This window comes from Tissierella sp. P1 (assembly GCF_002266425.1).
Taxonomy (GTDB): Bacteria; Bacillota; Clostridia; order Tissierellales; family Tissierellaceae; genus Tissierella; species Tissierella carlieri.
The window spans coordinates 14047-33771 of sequence record NZ_NPMN01000004.1; the positions used below are offsets into that span (position 1 = coordinate 14047).

A 19725-nucleotide genomic window follows, 5' to 3' on the forward strand; every position below is an offset into this window, starting at 1 on the left:
AAATTAAGAAATAGAATTAAGAAAAAGATAAGGAGATGATTTTCATGACAAAGAAAACAATTAAAAAAACATTGCCTATTTTAGCAGGAGCATTAATTATATCCTTAACAACTCCTATTATTCCATCTAATTTATTGGCAGAGGCAAGTAAGGGTGTTAAAGTTTCTACTACTAAGGCTTTAAATAACAAAGGAGTAGTTAAGAAAATTCAAGACAAGAAGATAGTAGATAAGAAAGCTGAAGATAAGGTGAAAAGTGAAAGATATATTGGTTTGGAAAAAGCCATAGAAATTGCAATGAAAAAAGTTGATAAGAAGAAATCAGAAGTTACAGATTATGAGATTGCATTAACTTATGATGACCCTCATTATCTTATTGAAATAACTACCATAAATAATCCTAAGATTTATAAAATATATAAGGTAAAAGTTCATGGAACTACTGGAGAGATTAAAGATGTTCATGTAGATAAGATTAAAGATAAAGAATATAAGATTAAAACCAATAATGGAAGATTTATTTCAAAATATGAAGCTAAAATGATTGCATTAAAAGAGGTAAAGGATGAAAAAGCATTTATAACAGGCTTTGAAATTGAATTAGAAAAGAAAGTTCCCCATTATTTAATAGAAGTTAAAACCTCTAAATATAAGTATTTAATGAAGATTAATGCAGAAACTAAAGAGGTATTTGATTTAACAAAGGAAATAAAAGATAAAGATGAATATTGTGGGCATGAGTATAAAATAAAAGGAAACTCTGATAAAATAAATAAAGATAAAAAGCCAGTAGTCGATGTAAAGTATATTACAGAGAAAGAAGCAATAAAAATTGCTTTAGATAAAATTGGTAGAGATGCAAAAGTTGAAGATATTGAATTTGAGAAGGATGATAATCCACCAAAATATGAAATTGAAATGTATAATAAGGATTATGAATATGAAATAGAGATTCATGCCACAACTGGAGCAATATTAAAATTTGAAAGAGATGGAAAATAATAAATACAATATTTGTTTGTGCAGAATTTTTGTATAAATTCCCCTAATAGAACCCCTAGAGGACTTAAATCCCCTAGGGGTATTTTTTATAACGAATGGAAATTTCTATTTTTTATCTTTATAAGATTTGATTGAGGTTTAACCCTTAATATATGAGTTAGTTAGGTTGACAAATAAATCTTATAGTTATCACATTGTATAAAATATATCTATAGCTAGATAGAGTCTTATAGATAAACCTAATTTGACTTCAATATACCAGAATGATAGACTAATTCTGACAAATTTTGTACAAGGGGGAAATACGATGAAGAGAATAATAGCAATGTTGTTAATACTTGCTATGGTTTTTACATTTACAGGCTGTTCTAAGAAAGAAGCTATAGAAGATCCTAATACAACTCCAGTAGTTGGTGAAGATACTGAGAAAAAAGATGATGAAGTTGTAAATGATAAACCATTTGAAGGAACTACTTTAGAAGTTTTAGTGGCTTATGGCGGTGCTGAAAATTCATTTGATGCTTTTACTGAAAAAACAGGTATAAAGATTGAATGGTTAAGTATGTCAACCGGTTCAGCTCTTGCAAAGCTGCAAGCAGAAAATGGAAAGACTACTGCTGATATTTGGTTTGGCGGTGGAGTCGATAGTTATTTAAATGCTAGAGATGCAGGATATTTAGAAGCATATAAATCACCAGAAGTATCTGCTATAAATCCTCAATATTGTGATAAAGATGGATATTTCTCTGGATTAGCATTAGTTCCAGCTGGATTTATTGTAAATAATGATCTTCTTAAAGAAAAAGGCCTTGAAGCTCCTAAGACTTGGGAAGATTTAGCTGATCCAAAATATAAAGATGAAGTAATGATGGCTAACCCTGCAATATCAGGGACTAACTATGCTATAGTCAGTGGACTTATTCAAGCTTGGGGAGAAGAAAAGGCTTGGGATTATTTCAAACGACTTGACGAAAATATTCAATTCTACGCAAAGGGTGGTGGAGAGCCACTTGAAAAAGTAGCAGCTGGTGAATTTGCAATAGGTGTTGTTGCTATTACTGGCGGCACTTTTGCTGCTGGAGATACTAATCCAACTAGCGTAGTTTATCCAGAAGATTTAATTCCATGGACTCCTGCACCAATAGGAATATTTAAAGCTACAGAAAACCTAGAGGCTGCAAAGGTATTTATAGATTGGTACTTGTCACAAGAAGGACAAACAATACTTAGAGAAGCAGATGCTAGAATCATGGCCAGAGATGATGTAGATGCTCCAGAATTAATGAGTGGATTAGATAAGAGTAAACTTATAGATTTTGATTTAGAATTAATGGGCAAAGACAGAGATACAATTCTTGAAAGATGGGGAGCTCTAGTTGGTGATAAATAGTAAAGATAAAAAAGGAAGAGTTGAATTTTCAACTCTTTCTTTTGACTATATAATAGATAAATTAATTTTATTTGCAGTAATTATAAGTTTACTCGTCTTTATCTTATATCCAATTGTAATGGTTATATCAACATCTGTATATCGAAATGGAGTTTTCTCATTTAATAATTATAAAAATTTATTGAACACTCAAAATCTTAAATTAATAAGAAATAGCCTATTTGTCTCAACCTTATCTTCAATACTTGGGACTTTTTTTGCATTATGCATTGCGATCTATACTTTTTTACAAAGAGGAAAGTTGAAAAAGATAATCCATCGATCTTTGATGATTACTATGATATCTCCTCCATTTGTTTCTGCTTTGGCATTGATTATGCTCTTTGGTCGTAGAGGAATTATAACCCATAATTTACTAGGACTTAGTGTTAACCCCTATGGCTGGCAAGGAATTGTTTTGCTTCAAACTATAGGACAAATATCTCTTGCATCTATGATGCTTATTTCTACATTAAATTCAATTGATTTGAGACAAATACTAGCATCTAGAGATTTAGGTGCTACACCTATGGAACTTTGTTACATGTGATTTTACCTAGTGTTTTTCCTGGCATTATGTCTGTTTTATTTTTACAGTTTACTATGAATTTAGCTGATTTTGGTACTCCAATTATTATAGGAGGAAAGTATAAGGTATTGGCTACAGAAGCATATATGACTATATTTTCAGCAGCAGACTTAGGAAAAGGTGCAGCGATATCTGTGCTCCTTATACCACCAGCCGTAATTGCATTTTATTTTTATCGCAAAAATATGGCTAAATTAGACAATTTATCTGATGGAACTAAAGCTGTTGGAGGAGATAATTATGAATTTAGCTTACCAATTGGATTTAGGTTTATACTTGGGTTAGTAACAGGAGTATTTTTTATCTTAATGATTTTAAAATACGGTAATATATTTCTATCTGCTATATCTACAAATTCATCTGGTAAGTTGGTATTTACTTTAGCACATTTTGAAAAAGTCAGATTTATGTATTTGCCATCCTTATATAGGAGTATTGTTCTTTCTGTAACCTCTGGTATTATTTCTTCAATAATAGGGATTTTATTATCATACTATACCCATAGAAGAAATATTCCTATGATGAAAAATATAGAATTTATTTCATCTCTACCATATATTATTCCTGGAATATTTTTTGGACTAGGTTATATTGTGGCTTTCAATAAAGAACCTTTATTATTGACAGGCACTTTCGCTATAGTAATACTAAATTGTACCTTTAGACATATATCGGTTTCAAACAAAGCTGCCAATGCTGCTTTTACAACGATTGATAAAAAGATTGAAGATGCAGCTAGAGATTTAGGAGCATCAAGATTTAGAATATTTTTAAGTATTATACTGCCTTTATTAAAATCCACATTCCTTACTAGCTTTATCAATACATTTACAGCCTGCATGACTACAGTAGGAGCTATAATTTTCTTAGTGTCGCCAAGAAATGTTGTAGCTAGTATTGAGATGTTTAAGGATATTTCAAATGGTCAATATGGCTTAGGAGCAGTAATGGCTAGTCTACTAATCATTATAACTGTTTCAGTCAATTTGATTGCTATGAGACTATTAAGTAAGGAGAGAGTGTAGCTATGTTTTTACAATTGAAAAATTTAACTAAGCTTTTTGATAAAGAAAATGGAGTTAAGAATTTTAATTTAGATGTAAAAGAGGGAGAGTTTATAACTATATTGGGACCTTCAGGATGTGGTAAAACTACTACCTTGAATTTATTAGGGGGATTTTTAAAACCAGATAGTGGAGAAATCTTGTTAGATAGAGGAAATATTACTAATCTTCCACCAGAGAAAAGACCAATCTCTACTGTTTTTCAAAGCTATGCTCTTTTTCCTCATATGAATGTAATAGAAAATGTAGCCTATGGCATTAGATTTTATCGTAAGGAAAAAAAGAGAAAAGCAATGGAAATAGCTAAGGAGTATATAGATATAGTAGGACTTGCAGGATATGAGAATAGTAGAGTCGGAAATTTAAGTGGAGGACAGCAGCAAAGAGTTGCTCTTGCTAGATCTATGGCTACCAATCCTAAGATTCTTCTGCTAGATGAACCTCTAAGCAATTTAGATGCAAGTCTTAGGGGTAGAATGCGTGAAGAATTAAAAGAACTTCAAAGAAGGTTTAAAATCACAATGATATTTGTTACCCATGATCAGTCTGAGGCACTTTGCTTATCTGATAAGATAGTTGTCATGGATAAGGGTAATATAGTACAAGTAGGCACTTCGAGGGAAGTTTATTTTTATCCTGTTAGTGAATATGTAGCATCTTTTGTTGGAAAGTCTAATTTATTAAATGAAGATGGTAAGACTTATATCATTAGACCAGAAGATATTAAGATTACGAAAGATATTAATGGGGAATATATAGTTAAAGATAAAATTTTTATGGGACAGCATACAGAGTATAAAATTACTAATGATAGACACTCATTAGATGTGAATCTATCAGGAAAGGAAAGTAGCGATTTTCAGATTGGAGATTTAGTTGGCATAGAAATAGAACATAGAATTAGTATATAAAATTTGAGAGTTTATAGGTGAGGTGTATAAAAATGAGTAGATCAAAATATAATTTTGATGAGGTAATTGATAGAAAATCTAGTAATTCCATAAAGTGGTCAGGCAATGATGATTTATTACCTATGTGGATAGCAGACATGGATTTTAAAGTTGCAGATGAAATATTGGAAGCTATGAAAAAGACAATAGACCATGGTATTATAGGGTATGATGATAGACCGGACTCTTTCTATGAATCTATAATTCAATGGGTAAGGACAAGGTACAATTGGGAGATTAAGAAGGAATGGTTAGTATTTACTCCTGGAGTAGTATCGGGCCTCAGTATTTCAGTAAATGCTTTTTCTAAAGAAGGAGATAAGGTAATAATCCAACCTCCTGTATATCCTCCTTTTTACTCAGTTATAGAGAATAATAATAGAATAGTAGAAGAAAATTCATTAAAAAATAATGGGAATAGATATGAAATTGATATTACTGATTTAGAGAATAAGATAGATGAAAAGACTAAGATGGTAATTATTTGTAACCCTCATAATCCAGTTGGTAGAGTATGGCAAAGAGAGGAGCTTGAAGCTTTTGGAAATTTATGTATAAAAAATAACATCATAATGGTATCAGATGATATACACTGCGACCTTGCTTTCAAAGGACATAAATATACTCCTTTAGCATCTATATCTGATGAGTTTGCCAATAATACGATAACTTTCATGGCTCCAAGTAAAACCTTTAATATTGCAGGATTATTTGCTTCTGTAGCTATTATACCTAATGAAGATTTAAGGAAACTTTATAATGGGATTATTGAGAATATTGGAATAGGTCATACTAATGGACTTTCTATAGTTGGTTTTGAAGCTGCTTATAAATATGGAAGTAGCTGGTTTAGTGAAGTCCTTAAATATATTGAGGATAATGCCGATTTTGCAGTTGATTATATAAGTAAAAATATTCCTGAAGTAAAGGTATACAAGCCTGAAGGAACGTTTTTGATGTGGTTGGATTTTAGTTCTTTGGGAAAAACCTCAGAAGAAATAGATAAACTTCTAATAAACAAGGGTAAAGTTCAACTAAATGATGGTACAACCTTTGGTATAGGAGGAGAAGGATTTTTTAGATTAAATATAGGCTGCCCGAGAAAAGTTTTGGAAGATGGGCTAAAAAGAATAAGAAAAGCTGTTCAGCAAGTTTAATAAATATTAGTTTTAATAGGAACCTTCAATGAGATATCATTGGAGGTTTTTTAGAATATTAAGATGTTTATATTCGAAATTAAAAATCTAGTCATTTAGTATGATTTATAATTATTTGCAAATTTTTCTAAAAATAAAGAGGATTTTGAGGATTGATGTCGAATATACCTTATATCATAAGAGAGAAAGGAAAGATAAAATGAAAATTAAAACTAAATTAATTCTATTCACTTTAATGATTTCTATTATTAGCATAATTTCTGTATCTATAATAAATTATGCAGTTTCCATCAGAGAGCTAGAAAAGGTAGTTAATTCTAATACTAACAGCATAGCAGCATTAACTACTCAAAAGCTAAATCAATGGATAGCAATACAAAAAGATTCTCTGGATGAAACGCTTAATAGTATATTGTATAACAATAACTATGAGCAAGAGTATTTGTATAGGTTTCTAGAAAGTCAAACTGAAAATAATCCAGGAAATGCATATTATATTGGATTGCCAGATAAAAGATTCATATCAGGTTCTGGATGGATACCACCAGCAGATTATGATGCAACTCAAAGAACGTGGTATAAGGAAGCAATTGGAATGGATGGAATATATATATCAAAGCCAGATATTGATGCTAGAACCGGAGATATGGTCATAACAGTATCAAAGGCAATTAAAAAGAGCGGCAGGGTAATAGGCGTTGTGGGATCTGATATTGCAATAGACTATTTAGTAGAAGTAGTGTCAAATGTAGAACTAGGGAAAGATTCCTATGCTTTTTTAATGGATGATGAAGGAAATATTATAACTCATTTAAATGAAGAATATAAGCCAACAGCAGATAAAGGGTATATAAATATAAAAGATATATTAGGTGGCAAACTTATAGATATAATGGGAAACAAGGAATTGTCCTTAAGAGAGAAGAGAATCACTGATTTCGATAATATCAGAAGATTTTGCTTTTTCGATGAAATCGAAGAATCTAGTTGGATGGTTGGATTGGCAGTATCAGAGAAGGAAACTTTAAAGGTGGTTTCACATGCCATTAATTTAACTTTAATTACTGTTGTGCTGTTACTTGTGGCAACGAGTATTCTATCCTTAACTGTGGGTAGTTCTATATCTAAACCAATCATTAATTCATCGCAAATTGCTGAAGAAATAAGTAACTTAAATTTATCTACTGGTATAGAAGAAATAAAGCTGAAACGTAAAGATGAGATAGGACAAATGTATCAGTCATTTGATAATACCATCAGAAAGTTAAAAATATTTATGAAAGATATGGATGGATCTATTAGGATAAATCATGAGGTTAATGAACAAACATTAGAAAAGATTCATTACTTATTAGGACAAGCAGAAGATACTTCAGCTACAACAGAAGAATTATCAGCAGGAATGGAAGAAACATCTGCTACCACAATATCTATCAATGAATCATCACAGGAAATAGAAAAGGCATTATCAGACTTTGCTCAAAAAGTAGAGGAAGGTGCGAATACATCTAATGAAATAAGTGTAAAGGCAGATAAGCTAAGTCATCAGTTCATTAATGCTAAGGATAAGTCAATGGAGATATATTCTAATGCAAGAGAAGAGATAGCAAAGGCCATAGTTTCATCCAAAGAAGTAGAAAAAATAAATGTATTGTCAAATGCAATACTACAGATATCAGAGCAGACATCTCTTTTATCCTTAAATGCGGCCATAGAGGCAGCAAGAGCTGGAGAATCAGGAAGGGGATTTGCAGTAGTAGCAGATGAAATAAGAAAATTAGCTGAAAATTCTAATTCAACAGTAGGTGAGATACAAACTGTAACAGAAAGTATAACAAAATCAGTGGGAGAGTTGATAGAAAGAATATCCCTTGTAATGGATTTCTTAGAAAAAGATGTAACTAAGGATTATGAGTTAATGGTAGATGCAGTAGGTCAATATAGGGAAGATGGATCTCACTTAAATAATATAATCTCAGATCTTAGTGCAACAGCAGAAGAACTTGCAGTAACTGTAAATGAAATGTCTTTAGCTATTAAAGAAATCTCTATTACTGTAGAGGAATCTACTGTCGCCACTACAAATATTGCTGAGAAGAATATGAATATTGTAGAGGCAATAAATGATATAAGCGGAATAATTGAGAAGAATAAGGAGATATCTGATAAATTAGAAGAAATAGTTTCTCAGGTTAAGTTTTAGAATAATCCCTAGATAAACTAAATAACTACACTTTTGATGGACTTTAATCCTTAATGTATAAATTAGCTGGAATTGGGACCAAAAAGTGTAGTTATTTAATATTGAAGTAGGAGGTTCATCAGATATAGGCAATGTGGATTATTCGTGCCCTGCATTTCATCCTATTTTATTGTTAGTCTCTAATATATATAGATGCTGAGTTGACAACGAAAAATATATCTATTATCAATTGTGAGAAAATTTTGGAAAAAAAGAAGGATTATTAAATTCTATATAGAATATATTATATAACTAAATAAATCTAAGGAGGTAGACCTATGTTTTTAAGGAGCAAAAAAATCTATAGTCTATTATTAGCATTATTTATGGTATTGGGTATTATTATTCCATCAACTGCATTTGCTGATACTGAGACTATCAAGATTACAGTTTTAGGAACCACGGACCTACATGCTAATATTTATAACTGGTCCTATGAGGATGGTAAGGAAACAGAAGACTTTGGAATGGCTAAGGTTTATTCTATTGTTGAAAAGGTAAGAGAAGAAAATCCAAATACAATCCTTATAGACAACGGTGATACTATTCAAGGTACTATACTATCTGATGATTTGTATAATTTTAACCTAGAATTAAAGCATCCAGTAATTGATGTAATGAATTTTATGAAGTATGATTCTATGACATTAGGAAATCACGAGTTTAATTTTGGATTAGAAATGGTTAAAAAAATTCAAGAGGAAGCAGAATTTCCAATCTTGGCTGCAAATGCAAATTATAAAGCTGATAACTCATATTTAGCTAAGCCATATATAATTAAAGAAGTAGCAGGAGTAAAAGTTGGAATTTTAGGACTTACAAATCCAAATATCCCAAGATGGGATGGACCTAAGGTAGAGGAGTTAAAATTTGCATCACCATTAGAATCAGCAGAAAAACATATTAAAGAGATGAAAGAGGAAGGGGCAGATTTAATAATCCTATCTACTCATATGGGATATACTGCCGAATATGGAGGAGACGGAGCAGACGAGATCATAGCTAAATTCCCTGAAGTAGCAGCTGTATTAACAGGACATGCTCATGTAACGGAAAAGCAAAAAGTAGGAAATACTTTAGTAGGGGCGGCTAGAAATGAAGGCAGACAGGTTGTTAGATTTGATTTTGAACTAACAAAAAAAGATGATAAATGGATAATTGGAGATAGTACAGTTGATATTATTGAAGTGAAAGAGTATGAAGCGTCTAAAGAATTAAAAGAATATGCAAAGGAATATCATAATAAGACATTAGAATTCTTAACAAAAGTAATTGGAACAGCTAGTGAAAACTTTGCCCCAGCATCAGAAATTCCAGGTATTCCGGAAGCTCAACTTAGAGACACAGGATTGATTGACCTTATCAATAATGTGCAACTTAAGGCAACAGGTGCAGATGTTGCTGGAGCAGCATTATTTGCATCAGGATCTAATTTAAGGGCTGGAGATTTAACCTATGCTAGTATATTTGAGATATATAAATATCCAAATACTTTAGTAGGAGTGGAAGTTACAGGAGCTGAATTAAAGGCCTATATGGAATGGTCAGCTGCATATTATAACACCTTTATTCCTGGAGATATTAACATAAGCTTTAATCCTAATATTAGAGTATATAATTATGATATGTTCCAGGGAGTAGATTATAAGATAGATTTATCTAAACCTGAGGGTGAAAGAATTGTAGATTTAAAATTTAAAGACGAATTAGTAAAAGATACTGATACTCTAAAATTAGCAATAAATAATTATAGATATGGTGGATTAAAGAACATGGGAATTATTAAAGGGGAGCCATATTTTGAATCAGATCCAAAGTCTCTTAGATCCTACATTGCTGATTATATAGCTGAGAATAAAACTATAGTACCCATAGTAGATAATAACTGGGAGGTTATAGGGGTAGATTTCAACCATCCATTAAGGGATTATATTATTGAACAGGTTAAAGAAGGCAAGATTGAGATTCCTAAATCAGAGGATGGAAGGACTATAAATGTTAAGGCTATTAATGCCATAGAAATGATAAATGCAGGACTTATTCCAGAAGAAGTATTAAAGACTAATAATATTAAAATAGAAGAGTCTACTGAAGAAACTCCAGCAGAAGAGCCAGGTCCTACTCCAGAAGTACCAGCAGTAGAGACACCAGCTCCTGCACCAGTACCACAGCCAGAAGTAAAACCAGTTTTAGCTCCACAAAAATATGTAGTAAAAGCTGGAGATGTTTTATGGAAAATAGCTAAACAATTTAATACCACTTGGGAAAAGTTAGCAGAATACAATAATTTAAAAAATCCACATTTAATCTTCCCAAATCAAGTAATATTGATTCCTTAATACAAATAAGGATATTTAACTAAGCTAGATCCATGTGATTTAGCTTAGTTTTTTATGGTTCATAAGAAAAATCCTAGTCTATTTTAATTGGAACTTGACCTAGAGTTTTAAGAAAAGGCTTTCTCGATGATTTGCTAGAAGTTTATTTATGAAAAACATCACAAGGTATCTTGATAAACTATTAAAGCATATAAACCGATATATAGGGTATATATATTTAAAATTAAATTAAGGGAGAGATAGTCTATGAAATTAAAAGGGAAGCTACTAATGTTTACAACATCAATTTGTATTATCTCAATTTTACTTATTTCAATTATTAACTATTCAGTATCTATAAAAAAACTTGAAGAGGAAATTAATGAAAATGTTATATTAGAAGCACACCATACGGCACAAGAAGTTGATGGTTGGATAGCTTTACAAAAAAATACTTTAGGATCTATATTGAATTTGATTTTATACAATGATAATCATGAGGCGGATTATATGAGGGGAGTTGTGACAAAAATAACAGCTGATAATCCGGGCAATACCTATTATATAACTTATAGTAACAAAGAAACTTATTTTCCCATTGGTGTAAGTGTATCACCAGATTTTGATGGGACAACTAGACCTTGGTATACAGGTGCCATGGAAACTCAGGATTTTTACATCACTGAACCCTATATAGATGCTATAACTGGCGATATGGTAATTACTGTTTCTAAACAGTTTAAAACTAGTAGTGGAATGAAGGGTGTAATGGGAACAGATATATCTATTAACTATCTAGTAGATTTCATTGCTTCAGCTGACTATGGAAATGGGTCCTATGCTTTTTTATTAGATGATAAAGGAAATGTACTTACTCATTTAAATGATGAATTTAAACCCAATAAAGATGGCAGCTTCAAGAAGATAGATGAGCTATTAGAAGGGAAAATGGCAGATATTATAGGAAAAACGGGAATTAAAATCAAAGACAGGGCTATAAGGGATTTTGATGGTGTAGATAGACTCTTTTTCTATGGAGATATAGAAGAATCAAATTGGACAGTAGGAGTTGCTATAACGCAAGACAGTGTAATGGGCAGTATTAATCGCGTTATTTTACTTACTATATTAGCTGCAATATCTGTAATTATAATATCTATTATATTAGTTTTATATATGGCAAGTACTATAACCAGGCCTATTAGAGAATCTGTTGAAATTGCTGAGGATATATCCAATCTGAATCTATCTCAAGAGATTGAAGAAAAAGACTTAAAAAGAAAAGATGAAATGGGGCAAATGTATCAATCCTTTAATCTTATTATACAAAAATTGAGGGCATTTATGAAAGATATGGATGGATCTATTAGGATAAATCATGAGGTTAATGAACAAACCTTAGAAAAGGTTCATTACTTATTAGGACAAGCAGAGGATACTTCAGCTACAACAGAAGAATTATCTGCAGGAATGGAAGAAACATCTGCTACCACTATATCTATCAATGAATCATCACAGGAGATAGAAAGAGCATTATCAGATTTTGCTCAGAAAGTAGAAGAAGGTGCAAATACATCTAATGAAATAAGTGTGAAGGCAGATAAGCTAAGTCATCAATTCATTAATGCCAAGGATAAATCAATGGAGATATATTCTAATGCAAGAGAAGAAATAGAAAAGGCTATAGTTTCATCTAAAGAAGTAGAGAAAATAAATGTATTGTCAAATGCAATACTACAGATATCAGAGCAGACATCCCTTTTATCCTTAAATGCAGCTATAGAGGCAGCAAGGGCTGGAGAATCAGGAAGGGGATTTGCAGTAGTAGCAGATGAAATAAGAAAATTAGCTGAGAACTCTAATTCAACAGTAGGTGAGATACAAACTGTAACAGAAAGTATAACAAAATCAGTAGGAGAGTTGATAGAAAGGATATCCCTTGTAATGGATTTCTTAGAAAAAGATGTAACTAAGGATTATGAGTTAATGGTAGATGCAGTAAGTCAATATAGGGAAGATGGATCTCACTTAAATAATATAATCTCAGATCTTAGTGCAACAGCAGAAGAACTTGCAGCAACTGTAAATGAAATATCTATAGCTATTAAGGAAGTCTCTATTACTGTAGAAGAGTCAACTGTAGCCACTACAAATATTGCTGAGAAGAATATGAATATTGTAGAGGCAATAAATGATATAAGTGGAATAATTGAGAAGAATAAAGATATATCTGATAAGTTAGAAGAAATAGTTTCTCAGGTTAAGTTTTAATAGGGAGGAGCTAGGTAGTTTTACCTAGCTCCTTAACTTATCTTATTTTTTTCTTCTTATAAATTGACCTATAGCTAACAATAGACCACCAAATCCATAAAAAATATACTCTGATGTTGTTCCTGTTGCAGGTAGAGATGGTGCTGCTAATGGAACTGATTCTACAATTTCTATTTCCTCTTCAGGAAGGATTTCTTCTGATTCTATTTTTATTTCAGGTGCAGCTTCAGGAATTTCTTCTTCAATAATTACTTCTTCTTCAGGTGTTTCAGGTATAGCTTCAGGAATTTCCTCTTCTATAGTTTCCTCTTCATCTGGCGGGGGAGTATCATCATCTTCATCCGGTGGTGGATTATCGTCATCGTCGTCATCTTCTTCTGGTGTCTCAGGATTCTCTTCATCTGGATAATCTGCTATATTTGTAATATTCACTTTGAGTAGCCTATCTTCATTAGTAGTTTCTCTATTCAATACTAATGAAAGTCCAGAATTACTCATTCCTTTAATATATCCAGCTCTATCTAATTCATATAGTTTATAGAAACCTTCCCCCAGATCAGAGAAGAAGACAATTCCCGTTGATCCAGTTGTCTGCTCGGATATGAACTCTTCTATAGATTCATTTGTCTTGTAAAGTCTGAAGGCAAATCCACTTAAACCTGGTGTAGCATTTCTTGTATCTACTACATTTTTAATTACTTCTATTGTTCCTTTCCATTTTGGAGGAGTTTCATTATCCTTTTGGTTAGTAAAATCTACATTAGCTTCTACATCTTCTAATATAGAAACTTCTAAATTATTATCTGATGTTAAAGTGTATCCATTAGGGATATCAATTTCTTTAATCATATATTCACCAGGATTCAAGCCATCCACTGTTACCGAGCTGTTACCTACTATTGTAACAGTATCTAATAATGTCCATGCTTCTGATTCATTAAGGATATATATCTCAAATTCAAACTCAGTTCCATCTTCTATAATATTATCTTCAGGATCTATAACAAGTTTTTTAATAGTTATTTTACCTTTTGGATCTGATTCATCAGGAATTTTTCTGTTTTCTACTTCAATTTCAGCTATATAATCCTCATCGGCATCATCGGGAAGAATTATTGTTTTTCCATTGCCGATACTACTTAAATATCCATCTGGAATATCCTCTGTTAAGGTGTATTGACCTTCTTCTAATTCTGTAAACTCAATGATTCCTTCATCATCAGTTTCTTTGGTTTTTTCATATCCGTTTGGTCCTATAAGGGTGAAACTTATACCTTCTGGTGATTGAATATTATTTGGATCTGTAACTGTCTTGATTACCCTAACTTTGCCTATCCATGGTTCTTCTGGTATGTCTATAATAATGTTAAAAGAGTAATGGGATATTTCTGGTATATTACCTCCATTATTATCTGGGGATCTAAAACCAGATCTGCTGCTGCCTAAATTTTCATATAGTCTATAACCATTTCCACCCTTCACTGCTAAAGCATCAATCGATACATTGTTAGCCTCAAAGCTTAAATACTTTCCATCATCTGATAAAGTGAATTCTATCCAATATATGGAGTTAGTGTCATGGATTTTATTTCCATCCTTATCAAAATAGATTATTGTACTTTCTGGTGGATCAATTTTGAAATCAAAACCTGAGTCATTTCCTGGGTAGTCAGTTCCAGAATCAGCAAAGCTGATATTTGGTATTATTGATACTGCTAAACTTAGTACCAGTAAGAAAACGATGAACAATTTACTGTATTTCTTCATTTTTTTCACTCCTTTCATAAATATGGAAATATAATTATTATAGCTATAGTATGCTGAATCCCCTTCTATGCTATAAAATTGAAACAAAAACTATTATTATAGTAATATTTCTATAGCTGTCCAAAAATGCAGAAAGCTGCTATGTTTTACTAACATAGCAGCTGAACAATCATTACCATATGGTATTAGACTTCAAGCTTTGCGTCCCCACCTTTCGGTGGGTTTGCCTTTATTATGTTCAATTATATAATTTTATTTATATATATTATACCAACAACTATTAAGTTAAAACATAAAGTTGTTAAAAAAGAATTATTTTTGATATTTTGGATAAAATTTCAAAAACAAGGAGGATTTACGAAAAGTATGTAGAATAAGTTATATATAAAGTGTAATGGGTATGATTACACTAAGTAAAATTTAAGGGGGTTTATGTATGAAGTTTAGAAACAAAAGAATCGTTAGCTTGTTTTTATCATTAGCCCTAGTATTAGGTATAATGATGGGAGCAGCACCAGCAGCATTTGCTGAAGAAATAGCAAAGGTAACTGTGGACATTGTTTCCTTTAACGATTTTCATGGTAATGTAAAGGATTTAGGTAAAGATATTGGTATGGCCAAAATGATAGGTTACTCCAAAAAACTTTTAGAGCAAAATCCTAATACAGTATTTGTATCTGCTGGGGATCTCTATCAAGGTACAGCTATATCAAATCTTACTTATGGTGCTCCTGTATCTGCTATGATGAAGGCTATGGGAGTAGTTGCTTCAGCAGTAGGTAACCATGAGCTTGATTGGGGAGCAGAACATATGAAGGGTTGGGCAGAAGACGGAGGCTTTGATTTTTTAGCTACTAATATTGTAGATAAAAAACTGGTAAGCCAGTAGAGTGGGCAAAACCTTATAAAATTGTGGAAAAAGGTAATATCAAAATAGCATTCTTAGGGTTAGCTCACCCAGATACAAGCACTCTTACAAAAGCTGAGCATGTAGAAGGATTAGAATTTACTGACCCAGTAGAAGCAGCAAAGACTTGGGTTAAATATTTACAAGAAGGTAAGGCGGAAGAAGGTACACCAGACGTTATAATAGCTCTTACACATCTTGACTCTGCACAAGATAAAGAAACTAAAGAAATTACAGGAAATGCAACAAAACTTGCCGATATAGAAGGAATAGATGGAATAATTTCTGGTCATAGCCATCTAACTGTAGCAGGTAAGGTAAAAGATGTTCCAGTGGTACAAGGATATAAAAATGGTCGTGGACTTGCAATACTATCTATAGAATTAGATAAAGATAATAAAGTAGTAGGCATAGAGCCGAAATATGACGACTTAGCTAGTAAGGCTGCTGATATTGTAGCAGACCCAGAAGGACAAAAGTTATTTGAAAAATTTGAATTAGAAGCTGGACCAATATTAGGTGAAGTAATTGGTGAAGCAGCAGAAGCTTTCACACATAATAGTAAAGAAGATAATGTTACTTTATTAGGAAGATGGTCATCAGAAGTTATGAAGGAAAAAGCTGGAGTTCAAGTAGCTATCCAAAATGGTGGAGGACTTAGAAGAACTCTAGAAAAAGGTGCTATCACAATGGGAGATATGTATGAAATTATGCCATTTGATAATGAATTAGTAACTTTAGAAATGACAGGGGCAGATTTAAAGAAAGCTATAGATCATGGTATATATAATCCAGAAGTAGGAAACGGACAATTTGCAGGTCTTATAGTAGAATTTGATAAAAATGCAGAATTCGAAAATAGAATTACAAAGATTAGTCTTGAAGATGGTACACCTATTGATATGGAAGCATATTACACAGTAGTTACAAATGACTTCCTTATAACAGGTGGAGATAAATATGATTTCTCAAAGGCTAAGAATATAGTAAATACTTATATACCGATTAGAGATGTATTAGTAGAAGCTATAAAAGAAGCTAAAGTAATTACACCAGTAGAAGTAGACTATTTAGTAGAAGTAGCAGCAGAAGCTCCAGTAGTAGAAGAGCCAGCTCCTACTCCAGAAGTGCCAGCAGTGGAGACACCAGCTCCTGCACCAGTACCAACTCCAGAGCCAGCACCACAGCCAGAAGTAAAACCAGTTTTAGCTCCACAAAAATATGTAGTAAAAGCTGGAGATGTTTTATGGAAAATAGCTAAACAATTTAATACTACTTGGGAAAAGTTAGCAGAATACAATAATTTAAAAAATCCACACCTAATCTTCCCAAATCAAGTAATATTAGTTCCTTAAAAAATAGTTTATAAAGATAATAAGTAACAAAAACGGTGCCAGGCACCGTTTTTGTTACTTATTTTAAATTTTATTAATAAAAATAGAGGATTTTAGAAATTTTTGTTGAATATATAATATAATATTATTGTAGGAGGGAGTATTGTGGGGAGAAAGCCGAGGATAGAATATTACGGTGCAATATATCATATTATTCATAGAGGAAATAATAAGGCTTTTATTTTTGAGGAAAATGAAGATAAAATAGAACTATTAAAGATTATAGGTGAAATAAAAGAGATATTTGATTTTTACTTATTAGCTTATACTATAATGGACAATCACTATCATTTTGTCATAAAAACCCACAACATTTCTATAAGTCGGATAATGCATAGAATAAATACTAGATATGCTAAATATTATAATAAGAAAAAAGGAAGAACGGGCTCTCCATTTGAAGGGAGATATAGGAGCATTTTAGTTCAAAATGAGTCATATCTTATAAGATTAATAAGATATATACATAATAACCCAGTATATGCTAGTATCTGTAACTCCATGACTAAGTATAAATGGAGTTCAGATGTGTTTTATAGAATGAATGTAGGTAATTTAATAAATATTGAAGAATTATTAGAGATGTTTTCAGTAGATAGGCTACAAGCCATAAAAAAGTATGAGGAATTGATGGATGAACCTCCAGAGGATTATAAAATACTAAAAGAAGAATTTGAACAGGCAGAATTTATAGGTAATGGAGAATTTAAGGAAGCATTAAATAAAGAGAATAAGTTCCAAAAAACAATTTCTCTTGATGACATATTAAAATCAGTTTGTAAAATAGGGTCAGATTACGAATTAATTAAGGAGGGTTCCAGAAAAAGATATTTGGTGAAATATAAGCAGGAGTATGCTTATGAGGCATTACGACATGGATATACGACAGATGAAATAAGTAAAAATATAAATATTACAGGTGGGGCAATAAGAAAGATATTGTTTGGAACTAAATAAGGAGGGATATTTAATGTATTTGAGCTGTTATGATGAAGTGAAAAAGATAACGGAAGATCTTATCAGAGTGCCTAGTATAGTTAAAACTTCTGGTGAAAAAGAGTGTGCAAAAAAGATAATGGAATTTTATGATGAGTTATCATATTTTAAAGATAATCCAGAGTATCTACTTATGCAGCAAACAGAAAATGATGAGATTGAAAGATATAATGTAATAGCAATGGTAAGAGGAACAAAGGGAGAATCTAGAAGGACTCTATTACTTATGGGACATTTTGATACAGTAGGTGTAGATGATTTTGGCTCAATAAAGGAGCATGCATTTAACCCGGATATATTGCCAGAACTATTGAAAAAGCTGAATCTAAGTGATGATGTAAACAAGGATATAGATTCTGGTGAGTATATGTTTGGCAGAGGTGGATTAGATATGAAAGCTGGGGTAGCTTCTCATATGTATCTAATCAAATATTTTTCTGAACATCCAGAAGAATTGGATGGAAATATTATAGCCATGGCTCAATGCGATGAGGAAGATAACTCTCATGGTGCAATATCATGCCTGAAGATATTGAAGGAATGGAAGGAAAAATATAATCTAGAATATATATCAGCTATAAATGCGGATTATTCTACGCCATACCATGAAAAAGATGAAAATAGATATGTATATTACGGGACCATAGGTAAAATGTTACCATCCTTTTATGTTACGGGAAAAGAAACTCATGTAGGACAAGCATTTGGAGGTCTAGATCCTAATTTAATAGTAGCTGAGATAACTAGATTAATGGATTTAAACCCAGATTTATGTGATGAAGCAGGGGGAGAAGTTACTATTCCTCCTATATCATTGAAACAGTCTGACTTCAAAGATATCTATACGGTTCAAACAGCAATTTCTGCTTATTCATATTATAATTTCTTTGTACACAGAATGAGTCCTGAAGACGTAATGAACAAGGTTAAGGGAAAGGCTGTAGAAGCTTTTGATAATGTTATTGAGTATTTAAACCATTCATACAAGAGATTCTGTGAAATAGGAGGGCATGTATATACAGAGCTGCCTTGGGAGACTAGAGTATATACTTGGGATGAGTTTTATAATGAATTAGCTACTATACATGGAGATAGATTTAAAATATATATTCATAATTTTGCTAAGGAATTAAATGAAAAAAATCCAGCTATGGATTTAAGAAAATTCAGCGTAACAGTAGTAGAGGAAGCTTGGAAATGGGCAGTAGATAAATCTCCTGCAATAATAATTTATTTCTCATCAACATTTTGTGCTAGAATAGAGATGCTGGGAGAAAGCCTAAGGGAAAAGGCTCTAATGTCTTCTGTAGAAGAATCTATAAAATTTGTACAAGACTACTCTGATAAACCTATAGTAACAAAAATGTTCTATCCATTTATTTCAGATATGAGTTTTATGGGGATGAGTGATAGTAGAGAAAGTCTCAAGGTGCTGGAAAACAATATGCCTGCTTGGGGATCTAAATACAATCATCCTATAGATGAAATATTGGAGGTAGATGTGCCAGTAGTTAATATTGGGACCTATGGAAAAGATGGACATAAAATAACAGAAAGACTTCATATGAGATATACTTTTGAAAATATGACTAATATAACTTATAATACAATTAAGAGATTATTAGATTAAAGAGAGGTGC

General features: G+C 31.9%; 14 protein-coding genes and 1 riboswitch. Of the genes, 13 read left to right on the top strand and 1 reads right to left on the bottom strand.

Going from position 1 to position 19725, the window contains the following annotated elements:
- Nucleotides 1–44: 44 nt before the first annotated feature.
- The 9 genes from CIW83_RS03740 (at nt 45) to CIW83_RS03780 (ending at nt 13021) form a co-directional block, all read left to right on the top strand.
- Nucleotides 45–1001: a PepSY domain-containing protein gene (locus CIW83_RS03740; RefSeq protein WP_158220002.1), complete on the top strand. Its 957-nt coding sequence runs from the start codon at nt 45–47 to the stop codon at nt 999–1001.
- Nucleotides 1002–1308: 307 nt separating this feature from the next.
- Nucleotides 1309–2391, top strand: a complete 1083-nt coding sequence (locus tag CIW83_RS03745; RefSeq protein WP_201259660.1) for an extracellular solute-binding protein — start codon at nt 1309–1311, stop codon at nt 2389–2391.
- Entirely contained in the window at nt 2381–2980 is a 600-nt protein-coding gene (locus CIW83_RS03750; RefSeq protein ID WP_094899540.1) for an ABC transporter permease subunit, read from the top strand. The genes CIW83_RS03745 and CIW83_RS03750 overlap by 11 nt, the downstream gene beginning before the upstream one ends.
- A 26-nt stretch (nt 2981–3006) precedes the next feature.
- Entirely contained in the window at nt 3007–4044 is a 1038-nt protein-coding gene (locus CIW83_RS03755; RefSeq protein WP_143598512.1) for an iron ABC transporter permease, read from the top strand.
- 2 nt (nt 4045–4046) lie between these two features.
- Nucleotides 4047–4994 (top strand): ABC transporter ATP-binding protein, encoded by a 948-nt coding sequence (locus CIW83_RS03760; protein WP_094899542.1) that lies wholly within the window; start codon nt 4047–4049, stop codon nt 4992–4994.
- A gap of 32 nt (nt 4995–5026) precedes the next feature.
- Nucleotides 5027–6190: a MalY/PatB family protein gene (locus tag CIW83_RS03765; RefSeq protein ID WP_094899543.1), complete on the top strand. Its 1164-nt coding sequence runs from the start codon at nt 5027–5029 to the stop codon at nt 6188–6190.
- A gap of 199 nt (nt 6191–6389) precedes the next feature.
- Nucleotides 6390–8393, top strand: coding sequence for a methyl-accepting chemotaxis protein (locus CIW83_RS03770; RefSeq protein ID WP_158220003.1), 2004 nt, complete (start codon nt 6390–6392; stop codon nt 8391–8393).
- A 317-nt stretch (nt 8394–8710) separates the two neighbouring features.
- On the top strand, nt 8711–10771 hold the full coding sequence (locus tag CIW83_RS03775; protein ID WP_094899545.1) for a 5'-nucleotidase C-terminal domain-containing protein: 2061 nt from the start codon (nt 8711–8713) through the stop codon (nt 10769–10771).
- A gap of 246 nt (nt 10772–11017) precedes the next feature.
- Nucleotides 11018–13021: a methyl-accepting chemotaxis protein gene (locus tag CIW83_RS03780; RefSeq protein ID WP_094899546.1), complete on the top strand. Its 2004-nt coding sequence runs from the start codon at nt 11018–11020 to the stop codon at nt 13019–13021.
- Between the two features lie 42 nt (nt 13022–13063).
- Here CIW83_RS03780 and CIW83_RS03785 read toward each other — a convergent pair whose 3' ends face one another.
- The gene (locus CIW83_RS03785; protein WP_094899547.1) at nt 13064–14788 is read right to left on the bottom strand and encodes a collagen binding domain-containing protein; all 1725 of its coding nucleotides are present in this window, start codon (nt 14786–14788) and stop codon (nt 13064–13066) included.
- Between the two features lie 153 nt (nt 14789–14941).
- Nucleotides 14942–15026: riboswitch (cyclic di-GMP riboswitch) on the bottom strand.
- A gap of 198 nt (nt 15027–15224) precedes the next feature.
- Here CIW83_RS03785 and CIW83_RS22625 point away from each other — a divergent pair.
- The 4 genes from CIW83_RS22625 to CIW83_RS03800 all read left to right on the top strand — a co-directional run bounded on the left by CIW83_RS22625 (nt 15225) and on the right by CIW83_RS03800 (nt 19715).
- The gene (locus CIW83_RS22625; RefSeq protein WP_201259661.1) at nt 15225–15677 is read left to right on the top strand and encodes a metallophosphoesterase; all 453 of its coding nucleotides are present in this window, start codon (nt 15225–15227) and stop codon (nt 15675–15677) included.
- Between the two features lie 23 nt (nt 15678–15700).
- Nucleotides 15701–17050, top strand: a complete 1350-nt coding sequence (locus CIW83_RS03790) for a 5'-nucleotidase C-terminal domain-containing protein (protein ID WP_201259662.1) — start codon at nt 15701–15703, stop codon at nt 17048–17050.
- Nucleotides 17051–17194: 144 nt separating this feature from the next.
- Nucleotides 17195–18046, top strand: a complete 852-nt coding sequence (locus tag CIW83_RS03795; RefSeq protein ID WP_158220004.1) for a transposase — start codon at nt 17195–17197, stop codon at nt 18044–18046.
- Between the two features lie 13 nt (nt 18047–18059).
- Nucleotides 18060–19715: a M20/M25/M40 family metallo-hydrolase gene (locus CIW83_RS03800; protein ID WP_094899549.1), complete on the top strand. Its 1656-nt coding sequence runs from the start codon at nt 18060–18062 to the stop codon at nt 19713–19715.
- The last annotated feature ends 10 nt before the right edge of the window (nt 19716–19725 follow it).

Bases quoted from the DNA above. Each gene is read 5' to 3' on its own strand.
- CIW83_RS03740 (WP_158220002.1), top strand. From the start codon at position 45: ATGACAAAGAAAACAATTAAAAAAACATTGCCTATTTTAGCAGGAGCA.
- CIW83_RS03745 (WP_201259660.1), top strand. From the start codon at position 1,309: ATGAAGAGAATAATAGCAATGTTGTTAATACTTGCTATGGTTTTTACA.
- CIW83_RS03755 (WP_143598512.1), top strand. From the start codon at position 3,007: ATGTCTGTTTTATTTTTACAGTTTACTATGAATTTAGCTGATTTTGGT.
- CIW83_RS03760 (WP_094899542.1), top strand. From the start codon at position 4,047: ATGTTTTTACAATTGAAAAATTTAACTAAGCTTTTTGATAAAGAAAAT.
- CIW83_RS03765 (WP_094899543.1), top strand. From the start codon at position 5,027: ATGAGTAGATCAAAATATAATTTTGATGAGGTAATTGATAGAAAATCT.
- CIW83_RS03770 (WP_158220003.1), top strand. From the start codon at position 6,390: ATGAAAATTAAAACTAAATTAATTCTATTCACTTTAATGATTTCTATT.
- CIW83_RS03775 (WP_094899545.1), top strand. From the start codon at position 8,711: ATGTTTTTAAGGAGCAAAAAAATCTATAGTCTATTATTAGCATTATTT.
- CIW83_RS03780 (WP_094899546.1), top strand. From the start codon at position 11,018: ATGAAATTAAAAGGGAAGCTACTAATGTTTACAACATCAATTTGTATT.
- CIW83_RS03785 (WP_094899547.1), bottom strand. From the start codon at position 14,788: ATGAAGAAATACAGTAAATTGTTCATCGTTTTCTTACTGGTACTAAGT.
- CIW83_RS22625 (WP_201259661.1), top strand. From the start codon at position 15,225: ATGAAGTTTAGAAACAAAAGAATCGTTAGCTTGTTTTTATCATTAGCC.
- CIW83_RS03800 (WP_094899549.1), top strand. From the start codon at position 18,060: ATGTATTTGAGCTGTTATGATGAAGTGAAAAAGATAACGGAAGATCTT.